The sequence below is a fragment of the Rhodococcus sp. SORGH_AS_0301 genome (genome assembly GCF_030818285.1).
Lineage (GTDB): Bacteria > Actinomycetota > Actinomycetes > Mycobacteriales > Mycobacteriaceae > Rhodococcoides.
The window spans coordinates 3,423,399-3,440,437 of the sequence record NZ_JAUTAC010000002.1 but is presented as its reverse complement, the minus strand read 5'-3'; the positions used below and the strand labels follow the sequence as shown (position 1 = coordinate 3,440,437).

The 17,039-nt window shown below is 69.5% G+C and carries 12 protein-coding genes; 4 read left to right on the top strand and 8 right to left on the bottom strand.

The genetic code is table 11. The annotated features are described in order from the left end of the window. The first annotated feature begins 54 nt into the window (after positions 1-54). The 3 genes from pnuC to QE397_RS16795 are packed head-to-tail and all read left to right on the top strand — an operon-like array spanning position 55 to position 2,197. Positions 55-684, top strand: coding sequence for a nicotinamide riboside transporter PnuC (gene pnuC / locus QE397_RS16805; protein WP_037186937.1), 630 nt, complete (start codon positions 55-57; stop codon positions 682-684). Continuing rightward, positions 681-1,733 carry an AAA family ATPase gene (locus QE397_RS16800; RefSeq protein ID WP_307096159.1) on the top strand — a complete coding sequence of 351 codons (1,053 nt, stop codon included), beginning with the start codon at positions 681-683 and terminating at the stop codon, positions 1,731-1,733. Before pnuC ends, QE397_RS16800 begins: the two co-directional genes overlap by 4 nt. Next, positions 1,730-2,197, top strand: a complete 468-nt coding sequence (locus tag QE397_RS16795; protein WP_056444006.1) for an SRPBCC family protein — start codon at positions 1,730-1,732, stop codon at positions 2,195-2,197. Before QE397_RS16800 ends, QE397_RS16795 begins: the two co-directional genes overlap by 4 nt. Before the next feature lie 283 nt (positions 2,198-2,480). On the opposite strand, the gene QE397_RS16790 is transcribed toward QE397_RS16795, so the two are convergent. Further along, positions 2,481-3,401 (bottom strand): type IV toxin-antitoxin system AbiEi family antitoxin domain-containing protein, encoded by a 921-nt coding sequence (locus QE397_RS16790; RefSeq protein ID WP_307096155.1) that lies wholly within the window; start codon positions 3,399-3,401, stop codon positions 2,481-2,483. Between the two features lie 303 nt (positions 3,402-3,704). Continuing rightward, positions 3,705-7,097, bottom strand: a complete 3,393-nt coding sequence (locus QE397_RS16785; protein WP_307096153.1) for a (Fe-S)-binding protein — start codon at positions 7,095-7,097, stop codon at positions 3,705-3,707. A gap of 493 nt (positions 7,098-7,590) precedes the next feature. On the opposite strand from QE397_RS16785, the gene QE397_RS16780 reads away from it, so the two are divergent. Beyond that, positions 7,591-8,280, top strand: coding sequence for an ammonium transporter (locus tag QE397_RS16780; RefSeq protein WP_307096151.1), 690 nt, complete (start codon positions 7,591-7,593; stop codon positions 8,278-8,280). Between the two features lie 66 nt (positions 8,281-8,346). Here QE397_RS16780 and QE397_RS16775 read toward each other — a convergent pair whose 3' ends face one another. From QE397_RS16775 to QE397_RS16750, 6 genes are all read right to left on the bottom strand, one after another. Then, positions 8,347-8,685 (bottom strand): hypothetical protein, encoded by a 339-nt coding sequence (locus QE397_RS16775; protein ID WP_307096149.1) that lies wholly within the window; start codon positions 8,683-8,685, stop codon positions 8,347-8,349. A gap of 467 nt (positions 8,686-9,152) precedes the next feature. After that, complete coding sequence (locus tag QE397_RS16770) at positions 9,153-10,424, bottom strand: S1 family peptidase (RefSeq protein ID WP_307097609.1); 1,272 nt, start codon at positions 10,422-10,424, stop codon at positions 9,153-9,155. A gap of 201 nt (positions 10,425-10,625) precedes the next feature. Continuing rightward, entirely contained in the window at positions 10,626-11,735 is a 1,110-nt protein-coding gene (locus tag QE397_RS16765) for a hypothetical protein (RefSeq protein WP_307096148.1), read from the bottom strand. A 127-nt stretch (positions 11,736-11,862) separates the two neighbouring features. After that, positions 11,863-12,957, bottom strand: a complete 1,095-nt coding sequence (locus QE397_RS16760; RefSeq protein ID WP_307096146.1) for a hypothetical protein — start codon at positions 12,955-12,957, stop codon at positions 11,863-11,865. Further along, positions 12,954-14,897 (bottom strand): LuxR C-terminal-related transcriptional regulator, encoded by a 1,944-nt coding sequence (locus QE397_RS16755; RefSeq protein ID WP_307096143.1) that lies wholly within the window; start codon positions 14,895-14,897, stop codon positions 12,954-12,956. The genes QE397_RS16760 and QE397_RS16755 overlap by 4 nt, the downstream gene beginning before the upstream one ends. Beyond that, the gene (locus tag QE397_RS16750) at positions 14,894-16,705 is read right to left on the bottom strand and encodes an Hsp70 family protein (protein WP_307096140.1); all 1,812 of its coding nucleotides are present in this window, start codon (positions 16,703-16,705) and stop codon (positions 14,894-14,896) included. Before QE397_RS16750 ends, QE397_RS16755 begins: the two co-directional genes overlap by 4 nt. Positions 16,706-17,039: the final 334 nt, after the last annotated feature.

The following is a 17,039-nucleotide window of genomic DNA, read 5'->3' as shown; positions in this document are numbered from 1 at the left end:
CACTTCGAGCACTTCTGCGCCATGCTTAGCGCATAATCACGCTAAGGAGGCGTCATGACCCTGATCGAGTGGCTCGGATCCACCGCGTTCGTGTCCTTCGGGGCACCCACGTCGTGGGTCGAGGTCGTCGGATTCGTCACGGGCGCCACCTGCGTCGTCCTGGTCGCACGGCAGTCGGTGTGGAACTGGCCCATCGGTATCGCCAACAACCTCGCGTTCGTCCTGCTGTTCTTCGGCGCCGGGTTGTTCGCCGACGCGGCGCTGCAGTTCGTCTACATCGCTCTCGCCGTGTCCGGATGGGTCCTGTGGGTCGGCGGCGGCACGCAGGGTCCGCTGGTGGTCACGTCCACCAGCCGTCGGGAATGGTGGTGGCTCGGCGCCGTCGGCGTGACGGCCACGCTGGCCATGACGTGGTTCCTCGACACCGCGACGACGTCGGTCGTGCCGTTCTGGGACGCGGTGACGACCGTGCTGTCACTGCTGGCGACGTGGGGCCAGGTGACGAAGCGTCGTGAGTCCTGGTTCCTGTGGATCGCCGCGGACGTCGTGTACGTGCCGCTCTACCTCTACAAGGATCTGGTGCTGACCGGTGTTCTCTATCTGGGATTCATCGCGCTGTGCGTTGCCGGGCTGCGAGCGTGGACACGGTCGATGACCCCCGCCGCGGTCGAGGTGCCGGCATGAGGCACGCGCTGATCATCGGCAAGTTCTATCCGCCGCACGTCGGTCACCACGCGATGGTCCGGTTCGCCGCCACGGTGGCCGACCGGGTGACCGTCGTGGTGATGGCAGCCACCGTGGAGTCGGTGTCTCTGCGAGACCGTGTGGCGTGGATGACCGAGTCGCACGCAGGCGAGAAGACGGTCACGATCACCGGCATCGTCTGCGACGCACCGATCGACCACGCCTCACGGGCCGTGTGGGCGGCCCAGGTGGCGTGCATGCGCGCGGCCCTCGGGAACGAGCCCGTCGACGTGGTGGTCACCAGCGAGCCGTACGGCGAGCAACTGGCGCGGTGGTTCGACGCTCGACACGTGCCGTTCGATCTGCCGCGCAGCACCTTCCCGGTGTCCGGGACCGCGTGTCGTCGCAACCTCGCCGCCTCGTGGCGCTGCCTCGACGCGCCCGCCAGAGCCGGTCTGGCGACGCGCATCGTCGTGGTGGGTTCCGAGTCGACGGGCACCACCACTGTCGCCGGCGCGCTGGCTGCCCACTTCCGACAACGGTGGCCGGACACCGAGTGTGTCGACGAGTTCGGCCGGCAGGACACCCTCGACAAGGTCGCGGAGGCCGGGTCGGTCGACGACATCGTGTGGACCGGTGACGACTTCGCCCGCATCGCGCGCACCCAGACTGCCCACGAGGACGCGGCAGCGCGGCGCGGATCGCCTGTGCTGATCTGCGACACCGACGCGTTCGCGACGACGGTGTGGGAGCGGCGTTATCTCGGCCCCGAGTCACACCACGCCGTCGCCGACGATCGCCCCGCCGTGTATCTGGTGACGGATCATCACGGAGTTCCGTTCGTGCAGGACGGTATTCGTGACGGTGAACAAGTGCGGGCGGACATGACCGGGTGGTTCCTCGACGCGCTCACGCGCACCGGCCGGTCCTGGGTGTTGTTGACGGGGAGCCGTGAGGAGCGCCTGCAGTTGGCGATCCGGGTGGCGGAGCAGGAACTTCGGCGACGAACCACCTTCACGGCGCCGCTCGGCGGCATACTCGAGGCATGACCGCACTCGAGCATTCCGACTCCATCGTGATCGCCGCGTCGCCCGACGCCGTGTACGCCCTCGTCTCCGACGTCACCCGGACCGGGGAGTGGAGCCCGATCTGCCAGGAGTGCTGGTGGAACGACGGTGGCAGCGCCGACGTGGTCGGGTCCACCTTCACCGGGCGCAACGTCACCGCCGACCGCACCTGGGAGACGGTCTCGACCGTCGCCGTCGCCATCCCGGGCACCGAGTTCGCCTGGCTCGTCGGCGACTCGTTCGTGCGGTGGGGATACACCCTTGAGGCAATCGACGAGAACTCGACGCAGCTCACCGAATCGTGGCTGTTCACCGAGCAGGGGATCGAGTACTTCCACACGAAGTTCGGCGATCGCGCGCAGGAGGAGATCGAGATCCGCCGTACCGCCGCACTCGACGGGATTCCCCGCACGCTCGCCGCGATCAAGGCGATCGTCGAGTCCTGACATGCACGGTGAGCACGTGGTGGTGGTCGGGGGTTGCCGGGTCCGCCCGCGCCTGCAGGGGGTGTGCACACCTGGTGCGGTGAGCGCACACCCTTCGCTGCAGGCTGCTGGGGGTGTGCGGTTCGTGTAGGGGGTGTGCGCTTTGCGCGGTTGCTGAGGGGTCCCGGGTCCGCTCCGCGCCTGGAGGGGCGCGCGCCAGGGTCCGCTCCGCGCCTGGAGGGGGTGTGCACACCTGTTGCGGTGAGCGCACACCCTTCGCTGCAGGCTGCTGGGGGTGTGCGGTTCATGCGGGGGTTGTGCGGTTACGGGCGAGTGCTCGCCGGATGCGCTCGATGATGATGCTCGGCGTGGCCAGGTCCTGCCACGTCCAGCGCACCACCGTGTAGCCCGCGTCGCGCAGTGCATCCTCGCGGAGCTTCTCCCGCCAGAGCACGTCGGCCGGGGTCTCGCCCGCCGGTACGAGCCGTCCGTACTTCACGCGACCGTCGAACTCGCCGATCACGTTGGAGCCGTCCACCAAGAAGTCGACACGGTAGGACGTGTTGCCGCACGTGATGGTGTGCTGAGTGGAGACCGCGAAGCCTGCAGCGTGTAGCAGCACGCGACTGCGTGATTCACCGACACTCTCGGACCCGGCGTCCATGAACAGCGCTACGCGGTGGGCTCGCGCATGGCCACTGCGGGTGGGGCGTCGAGAGAGTACTTCCTCGACCTGGGCGCCTGCCAGTCCGAATCGACGTGCTGCATCGTCCGCCGCGCAGACCGCTTCCTCGAACGGCAGGCAACAGGCCAGATCGGCAATGGTGCGGCTGACGGTAGTCGAGCGGAATCCCGCCACATCGGTGACCTCGTCGGCGTCATAAGGCGACGCATGAACGTGACGCACGGGGCCCGTACGGCCGCCTGTACGCCGGTTGCGCGTGATGTGAACTGCTGAGAGGGGCACGTTCCACAAGTCGATACCGTGAGCGATCGCTGCCGACGCATGGCTCAGCACTGCGTCGGGGGCCGTGTTGCCGGTCGTCATCATCGCGCGCGCCAGGAGGAGGTGGCGCTCCTGGCCGGAGAGGTCCGCGATGTCGTCCGAGCTGGCGTAGGCACCACGGCGCACACGTGTGAGATCTCCGGTTCTGCACATGCGCCGCAGTTCGGAGTCCGTGTAACCCTGAGTCAATGCCTCCGAGCGGGAGGTGATGCGCGCCATCGGTCGATCGTTGCCGACGTTGGCGTCTCCGATCGGTGCCCGTGCGCTCGCTGTGGACAGCGCGCACCCTGTGGATGAGCGAGCGCACACGGCCTACGTCAGGCGAACACCTGCTGCGGAGTGCTGGAGGCGGTGTTCGGTTGGTGCAGGAGGTGTTCGGTAAGGAGGCTTGGTCGCTGGTCGCTGGTTGCTGGTCGCCGCACGCGTTGGCCAGCGCCAGGGTGTGTACACACCCCTGTCATAAAGCGAGCACCCCCTCCAGCGTGCTGAAGGGGGTGCTCGGTTGGTGCAGAGGGTGTTCGGTCAGGACCTCTTGCCCGGCGCCTTCGCTCCCGACTTGAACCCGAGCCCACCGGCCTTCGGCTGCGGCGGCGCCGGGGTGTCTGCGGGTTCCGCGGCACCGTTCGACTCGGCGGCACCGTTCGACTCGGCAGCACCGTTCGACTCCGGCGTAGGAGCGGCCGTCTCCTCGGGTGCCTGCTCTGCGGGTGCCGACGACTCCGGTGCCTCCGACTCGGCAGGTGCCGCCGGCTCGGGCGCTGCGGCGGGTGCCGCCGAACCCGGTGCCTTGGCGCCGGGCTTCTTGAACCCGGACTTCACGGCGAGACCCTTGGCCTTGACGGTCGGCATGGACTCCGACGCCTGGGCCGGTGCCTCGGCGGGAGCCTCGGGGGGTGCCTCAGCAGAAGCCTCGGCGGGTGCAGAAGCCTCCGCCGGTGCCTCAGCCGCCGGTGCTGCTGCGGAACCCGGTGCCTTGGCGCCGGGCTTCTTGAACCCGGACTTCACGGCGAGACCCTTGGCCTTGACGGTCGGCATCGACTCCGACGCCTGTGCCGGTGCATCGGCAGAAGCCTCGGACGGTGCTTCGGCGGAAGCCTCGGAAGCGGGAGCCTCGGAAGCAGGAGCCGCTGACCCCGGTGCCTTGGCGCCGGGCTTCTTGAACCCGGACTTCACGGCGAGACCCTTGGGCTTGACCGTCGGCAACGACTCGGATGCCTCACTGGCCGTCTCGGCGGGAGCGTCGGTCGGTTCCGGCTTCTCGGCCGGAGCAGCTGCGGCAGATCCCGGCGCCTTCGCGCCCGGAGGACGACCCTTGAGCTGCAGCCCCTTGCCGCCCGGTGCCTTCGCCTTGCCGGCCATGCCGAGGCCCTTCGGCTTGGACGCGTCGGCTGCGTCGTCACCGTCGGCGTTGGGCGACTCGGCGGGCTCGGCCGGAGCCTTCGCACCGGGTGCCTTGGCGCCCGGAGCCTTGGCCAGGCCCTTCATCTTCAGACCCTTGCCGGGCGCGGGGGCAGCGGGATCGCCACCCGCAGCAGCCGTCTCGATCTCCTCGACGCGACCCTTCTCCTCCTCGGCGGCGACGTCCTCGGTGGCGACGGACTCGGCCTTGGGGGTGTCGACGGGCTCCTCGGCAGGGACGACCACGGGCTTGGCCCGCGGCACCACCTTGATGTTCTCGCCGAGCTGTGCGGAGTCCAGGCGCGTGATCGAGCTGAGGAGCATCTGCGAGACGTCGATGACCTCGACGTTGTCGTTGCCACCGGCCTCCTGGCGTGCGGTGACACCGTCGTTGAGCATGACGCGGCAGAAGGGGCAGCCGGTCGCGATCTTCTGCGTCGCGGTGGTGCTGCCACCCAGGGTGTCGAGCGCTTCGTCGACGCGGTCGATGTTGATCCGCTTGCCGATCTTCTCTTCCATCCACATGCGAGCACCACCGGCGCCGCAGCACATGGAGCGCTCGCCGTGACGCGGCATCTCCTTGAGCGTGGAACCCGACGCCGCCATGAGCTCGCGCGGTGCGTCGTACACCTTGTTGTGGCGTCCCAGGAAGCACGGGTCGTGGTACGTGACGTCCTCTTGCACCGACGCCACCGGCACCAGCTTCTTGGCCCGCACGAGGCGGTTGAGCAGCTGAGTGTGGTGGACGACCTCGTACTTGCCGCCCACCTGCGGGTACTCGTTGCCGAGTGCGTTGAAGCAGTGCGCGCACGTGACGACGATCTTGCGACGGCTCTCGTCGACACCCTCGAACACGGAGTTCAGGGTCTCGATGTTCTGCATCGCGAGCTGCTGGAACAGGAACTCGTTGCCCGCGCGGCGAGCGGAGTCACCGGTGCAGGTCTCCTCGGCGCCGAGCACCATGAACTTCACGCCGGCGGTGGCGAGCAGTTCCGCGACGGCCTTGGTGGTCTTCTTCGCGCGGTCCTCGTAGGCGCCGGCGCAGCCGACCCAGAAGAGGTACTCGAAGTCCTCGAAGCTGTCGGCGTCCTGGCCGAAGACCGGCACGTCGAAGTCGAGCTCCGAGATCCAGTTGGTGCGGTCCTTGGCGTTCTGGCCCCAGGGGTTGCCCTTGTTCTCCAGGTTCTTGAACAGGCCGGCGAGCTCGGAGGGGAACTCCGACTCGATGAGCACCTGGTAGCGACGCATGTCGAGAATGTGGTCGACGTGCTCGATGTCGACGGGGCACTGCTCGACGCAGGCGCCGCAGTTGGTGCAGCTCCACAGCACCTCGGGATCGATGATTCCGCCGAGACCGCCGTCGAGGGTGGTCTCGCCGACCAACGGGCGCTCGGCCTCGTCACGGGCGGCCTGCGGGATCTTCGCGAGCTTGGCCTCGTCCGGCTTGCCGTCCGCGTCGACCAGGCCGATCTCGTCGCCCGCCATGTCCTTGCGGCCACCGGCGAGCAGGTACGGCGCCTTGGCGTTGCCGTGGTCGCGGAGCGAAGTGATGAGCAGCTTGGGTGAGAGCGGCTTCCCCGTGTTCCACGCCGGGCACTGCGACTGGCAGCGGCCGCACTCGGTGCACGTGGTGAAGTCGAGCCAGCCCTTCCAGGTGAAGTCCTCGATCTTGCCGGCACCGAACGCGTCGACGTCGGGGTCGGCCTCCTCCATCTCGAGGACCTTGCCGCCGGACATCATCGGCTTGGCCGCGCCGAGCGCGACTCCGCCGTCGTCCTCACGCTTGAAGTAGATGTTGAAGAACGCGCTGAACCGGTGCCATGCGACACCCCACGTGATGTTGCGGCCGACGATCAGCAGCCAGACCATGCCGGACATGAGCTTGACGAAGGCGAAGATCGAGACCAGGACCGCGCTCGCGGGGAGCAGCTTGGCCAGGTTCATGGTGAAGAAGTCGGTCCACGGGTTGGCGTGTCCGTAGGTGGCGATCTTGCCGGCCTTCACGAAGATCATGCCGAGGCCCTCGAGCAGCACCACGAACTCGACGAAGTAGGCGGCACGGAAGTTGGAGCCGGAGAAGCGGGAGAGGCGCTCGGGGGAGCGAGGGTGGTTCCGCTGCCGGATGATCATCAGCGTCACGATGCCGATGACGGTGCCCAGGCCCAGGATCTCGTCCATCAGGTGGTAGATCGCGAGGTCACCGATGAGTGGCCAGTGGAACTCGGGATTGAACGTCTGCCCGTAGGCCTCGAACCACAGGATGGCGCCGAGCATGAAGCCGACCATCACCAACCAGTGCGCCCAGCCGACGGAGCGGAACTTGTTCATCCGGGTGTGCGCAGCGAACTCGATGCACATCTGCTTGAACCGCGGAACGAACGGTCGCAGACGTGTCCTGTCCGGCTGTCCCAGCGCGATGGATCGCACCATCATCGCGGCACCGCGGAAGAAGTAGGCCCAACACACGATGCTGAGCAGGGCACCGACGGTGCCGAGGGTGATCGTCAGGGCATTCATGACGCTGCCTTTCTTCGGCGACGGCCATTCCGTCGCCCTACGCTTCCGGCCGGCCACAGGGGGCGGTCCGACGGTCAGCCCGGATGCATCTGTCCCACTCGAAGTTACCAGCCGGTAACCACCAGGGTTCTACCGATCGGTAACTTAGCATTTCGGTCGACATCACCGCAGGTCGGACGGAGGGCTGGTCCGTCCCGCACACGCGATGAGCCCTACCGTATTACGGCACAGCGACAGGCCTCCCGCACAGGTATTCCTAACTTGCCTCGTGGGTAACTTGGGGCCGCCGAGGAAGCCGCCCCTCATCGCGACCATTTTGTTACCCTTCACGAGCCACCTCGTCCGTGAATGAGGTCACATCGTGGCTGTTCACACGGACAATTCCCGGATCGAGTGCTGAAAACGGACCTGATATTCGGTTGTGTCCCTGTCAACCGCTACAGTGCTCGTGTCGGGGTCCGACACCACGAACCTGAACGAACGGAACATCTAGATGAAACTGCGTCGACTCGTCGCAACCTCTGCGATCGCGATCGCCTCCCTGGGCGTGGCCACCGGTACTGCGTACGCGCAGCCGGCCACCACCACCCCCTCCGCGACGACCACCGAGAGTGCTCCCGCGGAGAACTCCGAGCTGAACTGGGCATCGCGCGTCGAGGGCGGCAAGGTCATCACCACCGTCGACGCCGGTCTCTTCCGCGCGTCAGACGACGGCAAGTCGGTCGTGCTCGAGGACAACGAGGGCAACAGGGTCGTCAGCCTGCCGCTGTCGTTCAACCTCAACGGTGTCGAGTTCCCCTACGGTGTCGAGTACACCGACGAGGGCCGCACCGTCACCCTGATCCCGAACCTTGCAGCTCCCATGGGCCTGGCTCCGGCTTCGCTCGAGCAGAATGCTGCATCGCCTGCCGAGAACACTGCTGCCGAGCAGTCCTTCGCCTCGCAGCTCGGACTCGCCACCTCCATCGGCGGTCTGACCGGCACTGTCATCGGTGCAGTTGCCGGTGCGGTCCTCGGTTTGCCGTTGCTGGGCGCGGGCTCCGTGATCACAATCCCGATTGCCGGCGCTGCCGGCGGCTTCATCGGCACGATCGTCGCGGGTGGGCCGACCCTGGTCGTCGCCGGTATCGATCTGCTGAACACCTACAACGCTGCTCCGGGAACCTCGAAGTTCGCGCAGTAGGACCCAAAGCATGAAAGAAGGCCGCCACCCATCGGGTGGCGGCCTTCTCGTTTCAGGCGGAGTGGTTCAGAGCCAGGGAACGGCGGCGGCGAGGAAGATGCCACCCGCGATCACACCGACGGCTCCGGTGAGCAGTCCGATGACGGTGTCTGCGCGATCGGCATCGGAAACGCGGGTGGCCAGGACGCCGGCGACGAGCGCGGCGATGCCCAGCAGAACGCCGAAGCCGAAGCTCCAGAAGGCCACCACCGACAGCGCGCCCAACAGCACGGAAGCGTCGGCAAGTCGGGGATCGCGGGCAACGGAACTCAGGGCCGCCCGAGCAGACGACATCTTCGCCGCCGTGTAGATCGCGGCCGGGGACTGAGTCTCGCGGGGGAGTGACGAATCGGCGATGTCGGTCACAGCGATACCTCCTTCGGGGAACGGCCGAAGGTCATCGGGTATCGAACGCAGCGCAGCACAGCGGTACACCTCCTCGTGGGATGAACGGAACGGTCGACACTCGGACGTCACCGACGTTGGTGACGGAGTGGACTGCGCGTGTCCCAGGATACCACTGTGGCCAAAGTGCGTTACGTGACGGAATCCGAAAAGTGATGTGCCCGTGTCTTTTTGATTCCTCGATACTCACGGCAGCGGCCCCGTCGTCCGAAGACGACGGGGCCGCGACAGTGTGGTGAAGGGAGGTCAGCTTCCGAAGGCGCCGGCGTTCGTGACGATCCCGATGATGTATCCGAAGACGGTGAGAGCGAGCTGGAGGTATCCCATGTCGGGCCTTCCGTGTGTCGACGACGCACGATCGAGGTGCGGAGGCACCCTGCCTCGACGGGTGACATTACCGCACCAAGGAGACCGAACGTTGTGCTATCTCACGACGTGCGGACGGTCGTTCCGGTGGCCGCGGTGACGGCGTCGACGGGGATGCCCAGGCTGGCGGTTCCGCCGTACTGAGCCAGCGCCAGGTTGGCCTCGCCGCAGCTCGGAGCGGCGCCGCTGTTGGATCCGCTGGTGATGCCCAGCGCGAGTGTCCCTGTGACGATGGCGCCGCCGCTGTCACCCGCGAGAGTGCAGGCGGTACTGGCGAATCCACGCACCGTGCGGCTGTCGCCGTCACCCAGGAAGAGCTGCGTCTCGACGCGGTCCGCAGCGACGAGACCACACGTGAAGGACGACGCCTGACCGGACTTGCACACCGGAGCGCCGATGACGGGCGAGGCCGTTCCGGTGATCGTGAGGGCGGTGCCGTTGGCTCCCCGCACGGTGGGCTGGTCGAGCCCGGCGGCCACGCCGGCGTCGTTCAGCGCGATGACGGAGTAGTCGAGTCCGTCGCTGCCGCCGACACTCGAGGTGGTGAAGTCGCCGACGGGAGTACTGGCGCGGATGTCGTCGCGATTCGGCAGGTACACCGAGGCGGAGTTGCCCGGATCGCAGTGTCCCGCAGACAGACTGACCGGCGTGCCGGCCCTGTCGGTGGCGCTGAACCCGAACGAGCAGATCTCGATGTCCTCGAGCGGCGCGGTGGTGATGTCGCCGGCGGACGTCACGTAGTCGTCGCCGCCCATCACGGCAGGCGGAGGCGTCGGACCGGGAGCGGGTGGGGACAGCTGCACCTGGAGGTTGGCGATGGCGGTCGGCAGATTCAGTGCGCGCCCGATCGGACTGTTGGAGATGTCGACGATCACCCGTCCGCCGAGCACGTCGACAGCCGCCGAATTGATCTGTGACGAGACCTCGCGGGGCAGACCCGACACCCAGCGACCGAAGTCGTCGAGGGACTGCTCGAGCGTGTCCGCCGACACGGGCGACTGGCGGCTGCGGTAGCCGTCCTGCGCCACCTGGCTCGCGGCCTCCGAGGTGGTGACCGCGACGACGGGAACGCCGTCGTCGCCGATCCAGGCACCCGCGAAGTCCGCCGGGCGCTGCTGACGGAAGTCGTCGGCGTAGGTACGAAGCTTCTGCGCCTCGGCAGCGCGGTCGAGGTACTCCTGCGGCGACATGTGCAGATCGCGCTGCACGGCGTCGACCAACTCGGACGGGAGGCGATCCGCGGACAGCTGCTCGGGAGCCGCCGACGCGGGTGCTGCGCCGGCAGTGGCGGTGCCGAGGCTCAGCGTCAGCAGCGACGCGCCCACCACCCCCATCACCCGTGCGCTGCGAGATGCGCCGCTCGACTCGGAGTGACTCTGGCCCGTGGCCGCTGTGGCCGCCGAGTTACGCAAGAAGTTCCCTTCGCAGTGGTGACAGTCCGTGGCCCGTCGGGTCCGCACATGGTTTGCAGAGGTACCGATGCCAGCGCACGAGCATAGGGCATCATCCTGAGCGTTTCCGGCGCCCGACGAGCGTCAGGGACGGTTCACAGACAGCATCGGGCCGAGCCGTGGAATCGCGACGGACGGCGCCGTGGACGTGGTCGTGGGAGCGGTCGACGTGGTCGTGGGTGCGGGTGTACTGCTCGCCACGGTCGGCGGCGTCGGCACGGTCACCTCGGGGAACGACGGGAAATCGGGAAAGTCGATGTCCGGTGGCGCGAACGGGAACCGGTCCGTCGGGAGCCCGAGACCGGTGCTCGGTTCCACCGCGGCGGCAGGCGGTGCGGGCGGCACGACGGGGTCGGGCGTGTCGATCTCCGGAGCCGGGGCCTCCTGCACCGGAGCCGGTGCCTGCTCCTGGACGGGCAGCGGCGCGGCGGACGTCGTGGTGCTGCCCAACGACGACGTCACGACGGGAGCGGCGGGCGTGATGGCCTGCTGCGAGTTCAGGGGCGCGACCGAGCTGGAGTCGAGGTCGTGGGTGCCCACGGCGCCGCCGACGGCGAGGAACGCGAGCGCCACCGCGGCGACCGAGACGGCTGCGCGCGTGGGTGTTCTCCTGTGAGCCCGACTGCGGCGCGTCCTGCCGGTGGCCGAGTCCGACACCATCGCCGCAAATGCCTTGTCCGAGGCCGCCGAAGTGGCCGGCGACGACCGATGCGAGGGTGCGGCGCGCACGGCCACCGCCGGGTTCTCCGACATCGCGGGAGCCAGCGAGCAGTCCTGCAGACCGACGTAGTCGAGGGCGTCCCGTAGTGCGGCGATCGAGTCGGCGGACAGTCCTGCAGGGTGGAGCAGCATGCATCGCGCGTCGGCGGGCAGAGAGTAGAGCTCCGACAGCATGCCCGTCAGAGCGTGGACGAATCCGGCGACGAGGTCCTCGGCGCGCACCACGCGGCCGTCGGCCAGACCGAGTCCGCGGGGGTCTCCCACCGCGTACAGAAATCCGCGAACTCCCTGGTCGGAGTCGTCGAGGCGGACGCGTCCATCGGAGTCCAGGCCCACCGCCGTCGGGCACTCGAACAGCTCGGTACCACCGTCGATGTCGACCGACACGGCCGTCTCGGCGTCGGTCAACGCCATGACGAGGTGGATCGTCTTGTCGACCCGGGGGCCGTCGAGCCCCTGGCTGCGCGCGCTCATTCGGACTCGACCCCCTCGGCGAGTTGCGGACACGGTGCCACGTCGACCGCGAGCACCCGTCCGATCACCGTACCGGTCGTCACGGTCATGGGGTACCGGTTGAGCTCCGCCCCTGCACAGCAGGGATCTAGCCGACCGGCGTGGTGCCGGCTGACGGCGCGGGTGACTCGGGCTCGGCAGGAGTGTCCGGAGTATCCGGAACGTCGGGGTCCGGGTCCGTTCCCTCCGCGGGGTCGACTGGCTCCTCGACGACGGGCGGGTCGCTGGGCACGGGCTCAGGTTCCGGTTCGGGTGCCGGGGCAGGAGCGGGCGCGGGTGCCGGCTCGGGGTCCGGTGCGCGCGGGGGCACCGTCGTGGAGATCCGAGCAGGTGCACGTGTGGCCTCGACGGGCGCGGGTGCGCCGGGGACGACGGTCGGGAAGCCGATGCTGGTGGACGGGGCGGGACGAGTCGTCGTCGGCCGCGCTGTGACACCGGCGGCGTCCTCGACGGCCGGAACCGCGGTGCTGACCGTCCGATCGGACGCGAGGTAGGCGATACCGCCGCCCACGATCAGCAGGGTCGCGACTGCGGCCGCCACGAGGAGGGCGAGGGGGCCGCGCGGTGTCGACCTCGATGCACCGCTGTCGGTGGCTGTCGAGGCGGCAGCGGTCGCGAGCAGCGGTGCCCCCGTCGTCGGCGCGAGCCCGGCGGCGGCACGTGCGGCGGCCGCGGCGGCGGCCAGCCGTTCCTCCGACGCGCCGAGGGTGGCGTGGGGATCGGCCGACTCGGGATGCAGCGTCAGCGCGGTGAGTCCGACGAAGTCGAGCGCGTCCCGCAGCGCGGCGATGCGCTCGGGTGACCAGTCGGCGGGATGGGCAGCGCCGGCGGTGAGGGCGCGGACGTCCTCGCCGGCGTCGACGGTCTCGCTGAGTAGCAAAAACATCATGGTCGCGACGAGGTCCTCGGCGCGCATGGGCACACCGCGGGACGAGACCACGCCGGACGGGTCACCGACGCGAGCCATGAAGCGATCGACGACGTCGATGTCCGCCGTCAGCGCGTCGGGCCGGTGCAGGGTCGTCGTGCCGTCGGGCAGGAGATAGAGAACCGTCTCGGCCGTCACCGGCACGCGGACCAGTTCACCCGAGGTCGTCGACACCACGACGGCCGTCGACGTCAGATCGGTGATGTGGATCCCGGTGGCTCGGGTGATCGGTGCGGCGTCGTGCCCGGTGTTCATGCGTGTACCCGTCGTTCCTTGTCCTGTGCGTAGCCGGCCGCGCGGAGCATCGACAGCATCTGCGAGCGCGACTGCGCTCCCAGACGTCGACGGATCCGCGCGACGTGGTGCTCGACCGTCTTGGCCGAGATGTACATCTGGGCGCCGATCTCGCGGTACGTCAGGCCCAGTACGAGATGATGCGCCACCTCCGCCTCACGCTCGGTCAGCGCCCCCAGCGACGCGGAACCGGGCTCGGTGGGCTCGGCCGTCGCCGCGACGGCACCGATGTCGCGGGCGATCTGCAGCAGGGCGGTGGCGTCGCGGGTGTCGGCGACGCGCAGGGCGGCGTCACTGGCGAGCCGTGCCGCGTCCCAGGCGTGCCCGAACTTCTCCAGGGTGCGAGCGGACGTCTCGACCTCGGCGACGTCGGGCTCGCCCTGCAGGACGCGGAGCCATGCCTTGCCTGCGGAGGCGAGTGCTGCGGCGTGGGGACTGCGGTCGGCGAACGAGCCGAGCGCACGAGCGTGGGGAAGCAGGTCGGCCGGGGCGCCGCCGAGGATCGCGGCCTGGACGCCGTACCAGTGCCACGTGGCCGCCCAGGTCGGTGGTTCGCCGAGCGAGGCGACCAGTGCGGTGGCCGCGGAGACGGAATGCGCAATGCGTGCCGTGTCCCCGAGGCGCACTGCGGCGAGCCACAGTTCACCGAGCGGGATGAGGGAGAAGAGATCGGGCTCGGCCTCCGCGACGGTGCGCCGGGCCTCCTGCCACGCGGACATGAGGGCACCGGTGTCTCCGCGTCGGCGGGCGGTGGCGACGCGAAGTGCGAAGTAGGACAGGGCGTCCCGTTGGGGGAGCGTGGCAGGGTCGACGCCCGAGGTGGGATCGACACCCGTGTCGCCGGCCACGAGGGCCGACCAGGCGAGCAGCAGACGGCACCGCGTGGACACCGCGCATCCCGGATCCGCGGCGATGGTCTCGGTCAGCACCGCTCGGGCGGTGGCGGGGTCACCGGTGTGCAGAGCGATCAGTGCCGCGATCACCGCGGGATGGTCCGGCTCGGCCCGGGCGCCCACCGCGGTGTCGGCCATCGAGGCGGCGCGCAGCAGCGAACCCGTTGCCACAGTGGCGGGTTCGGTCAGCGAGTCGAGTAGCCCGCGGGCCACCAGCGTCGAGCGGGCGTTCGCCGACGTGGGCGGGACGGGGCGGAGGCCGCCGTGCGCGCGGACGAACGTCGCGGCGCAGTCGGCGTCTCCCACGGCGAGAAGCGTCGTCACCGCGTACGCCGCATCCGGTCCGATGCGGTCCGGCCCGAGCCACCGGTAGAGGTCGGCGGCGTGTGACGCGGTGCCGCGCATCAGTGCGACCGTGGACGCGACGCGAACGGCTCCGCGTACTCCGTCGGGTGACGGCGCCTCGGCGGACAGCACCGCGTCCACCGTGAGCGCCGCAGTGTCGAGATCTCCGCTCGCGAGCAGGGCGTCGGCGTAGGGCACGGAGATGTCGGTGCCCTGCGCACCCGCCGCGGAGGCCGCGTCCCAGAGTCGTCGTGCGGCGAGACGGTCTGCGGCGGAGGCCAATCCGACCAGGTGCTGTGCGAGATCGGGATCGCGCAGACCCGCATCCGCGAGCGAGACCGCGAGATCACCACCGAGACCGCCACTGTCGAGGTGCACCCGTGCCAGGCGACGCAGCACGCCGAGCATTCCGTGCTCGCCCATCACCACGCGCAGGGCACCGCGCGCGGAGTCCGACAGCAGGCCCTCGTCGGACAGGACCCCGCAGCCCCGGGTGCGCTCCACGGCGGCGGCGGCGGCGGGCATCGGGACGTCGGCGACATCGGCGACGAGATACGGATCCGGGGCCACACCGACCGACGCGAGCGTCACCACCACGAGGGCGGTGTGATCGTGCGCGGACAGCAGAGCGTCGAGGGCCGATCGCTCGTCGGGCGAAGTCACAGTCCGAGGGGACTCGTCAGCGTTCCGACTGCACCGCCCAGACCTGCGCCGACACCGCCCAAGGTGTCACCCACGCCTCCGACGACACCGCCGAGGCCGTCCGTGACGCCGCCGATGACGTTCGGCGGTGTGTACTGCGGCAGCGAGGGTGCTGTGTAGGCCGGAGCCTGGGGCACCTGGGCCGTCGGGACGCTCGGAGCGGTGAACTGCGGCGCCGGTGCGTTCGGCACAGCAGCGTTCGGCGCGGTGGCGCCCGGTACCGCGGCCGATCCGGTCGAGCCGGGCGCGGTCGCGCCGGGAACCGCAGCCCCCGGTGCTGCTGCGGCGCCGCTGGTCGGCGCTCCGGCGGCTCCGGTGGTGCGCGGCTGCCCAGTCACGGGATCGACGCCGGCGGCGGCGGTGGTCGGGGTGGCGCTCACGGAACCGTCCGCGGCGGCCGGGGCCACCGCGCTGCTGGTGGAGGGGCCGGTGTTCTCCGACGATCCGCCGACGAGGCCGGTGCCGACGGAGAGGCCACCCGCGGCCAGCAGGATCACGGCAGCGGCGACGCCACCGATGACGGCGGTGCGCTTACCGCGCGACGGGGCGTCCTTGGCGTGTGCCGAGCGCGACACCGGTGCGGGCGTGGAGGTTCGGGCCGAGGCGGGGCGCTCGGTGACCGGAGGGAGCAGGTCGGTCTCGTCGTCGTCGACGGTGGAACCGGCGGCGACGGCAGCGAGTGCCGCTGCGCCCGGGCGGTTCAGTTCTGCCCCGGCAGAAGCGATGTCGGCGGCGAGCAGTGCGGCTCCGGTCGCGGCGGTGGCCGCGGGCTGTTCGCCGACGGTCACCGGCTTGCGCAGCGCGGAGGACACGGTCTCGGTGAGCATGGGGATCGACGCGCCGCCGCCGACCAGCAGCACACGGTCCACCGCGTCGCCGTCGACACCCGCGGTGCGCAGCGCCTCGCCGAGTACCCGGGTGACGTCGTCGAACGTCTCGCGCAGTAATTCCTCGATCTCCGACCGCACCAGTCGCACGTCGGTGTCGATGCCGGGCAGGTGCACCGGCACGACCGTCTCGGTGTCGGAGGACAGTGCTTCCTTGGCCGTCGCACAGTGCGTGCGCAGGGTCGTGAGGGCCTCGACCGTCGCGGAATCGAAGGGATCGAGCGACGAGGAGTCGACGTTGTCGAGCACGTGCGCCAACACGACCTGGTCGATGTGGGCGCCGCTGACGTCCTCGCTGCGCGCAGCGCGTCCGAGGATCGCCGAATCGGCACCCGTGCGCACGACCGACACGGTCAGGGCGCTCGCACCCAGGTCCGCGACCAGCACGACGCCGTCCGCCACCGCGTCCGGCGACTGCTGCATCCATGCCGTCGCGGCGAGAGCGTCGGGAACGAAGGTGACGTCGGTGAGGCCGTGGCGGGCAGCCGCGTTGCGAAGCCGATCCACCGTGTACTCGGGCCACGACGTCGGGTAGGTCACCACGATCGCGGCGTCGTCGTCGGCGCCGGCCGTGCGTGCCTCCCGGACGAGGCAGTCCAGCGTCGTCGCGTAGAGCTCGTCGCCGGTGTAGCTGCGTCCGTCCTCGGTGACCAGCGCGACCGGATCGCCGACGCGGCCGGCGAAGCCGGTCAGGGCCGTGGTGTCGACGGTGCCCGGCGCGGCCAGGGCGGGTTCACGGTCGGGCGTGACCGACAGTGCGGTGGACCGCACGACGGTGACGACGTCACCGAGGTGTCCCGGACCGTCCACGGCGACCGCCGTCGAGGTGCTCGAGCCGACGTCCAGTCCCAGACCTGATGACCGTCCCTGATCCGTTGCCATGGCGCCGACTCCGTTTCCGTGCTCGTCGATATTCGTGCTCGTCAAGGCTGTGTCGGACCTGCTGTCGGGCACGTCGCCGTGACGCCGTAGCTGTCCACCGGCACTGTCGTCCCGATGGTCCGTTTCGTTACAGGTCACAAGAGTAGAGCGGTCCTATCCCCTATGCCCCCTAGTCACCCCGATCTGCCCCGGGGCGACCCCCGGGGTGCAGGAAGGGGGCTGCGCCCCGTTGGGACACCTCACTAGTCGACCTAGTTTTGATCTCAACGTGCCGAGACAGTCGGCCCGACCACCTCGACGCCTGCACACACACCGTCTGCCGACACCGGTTCAC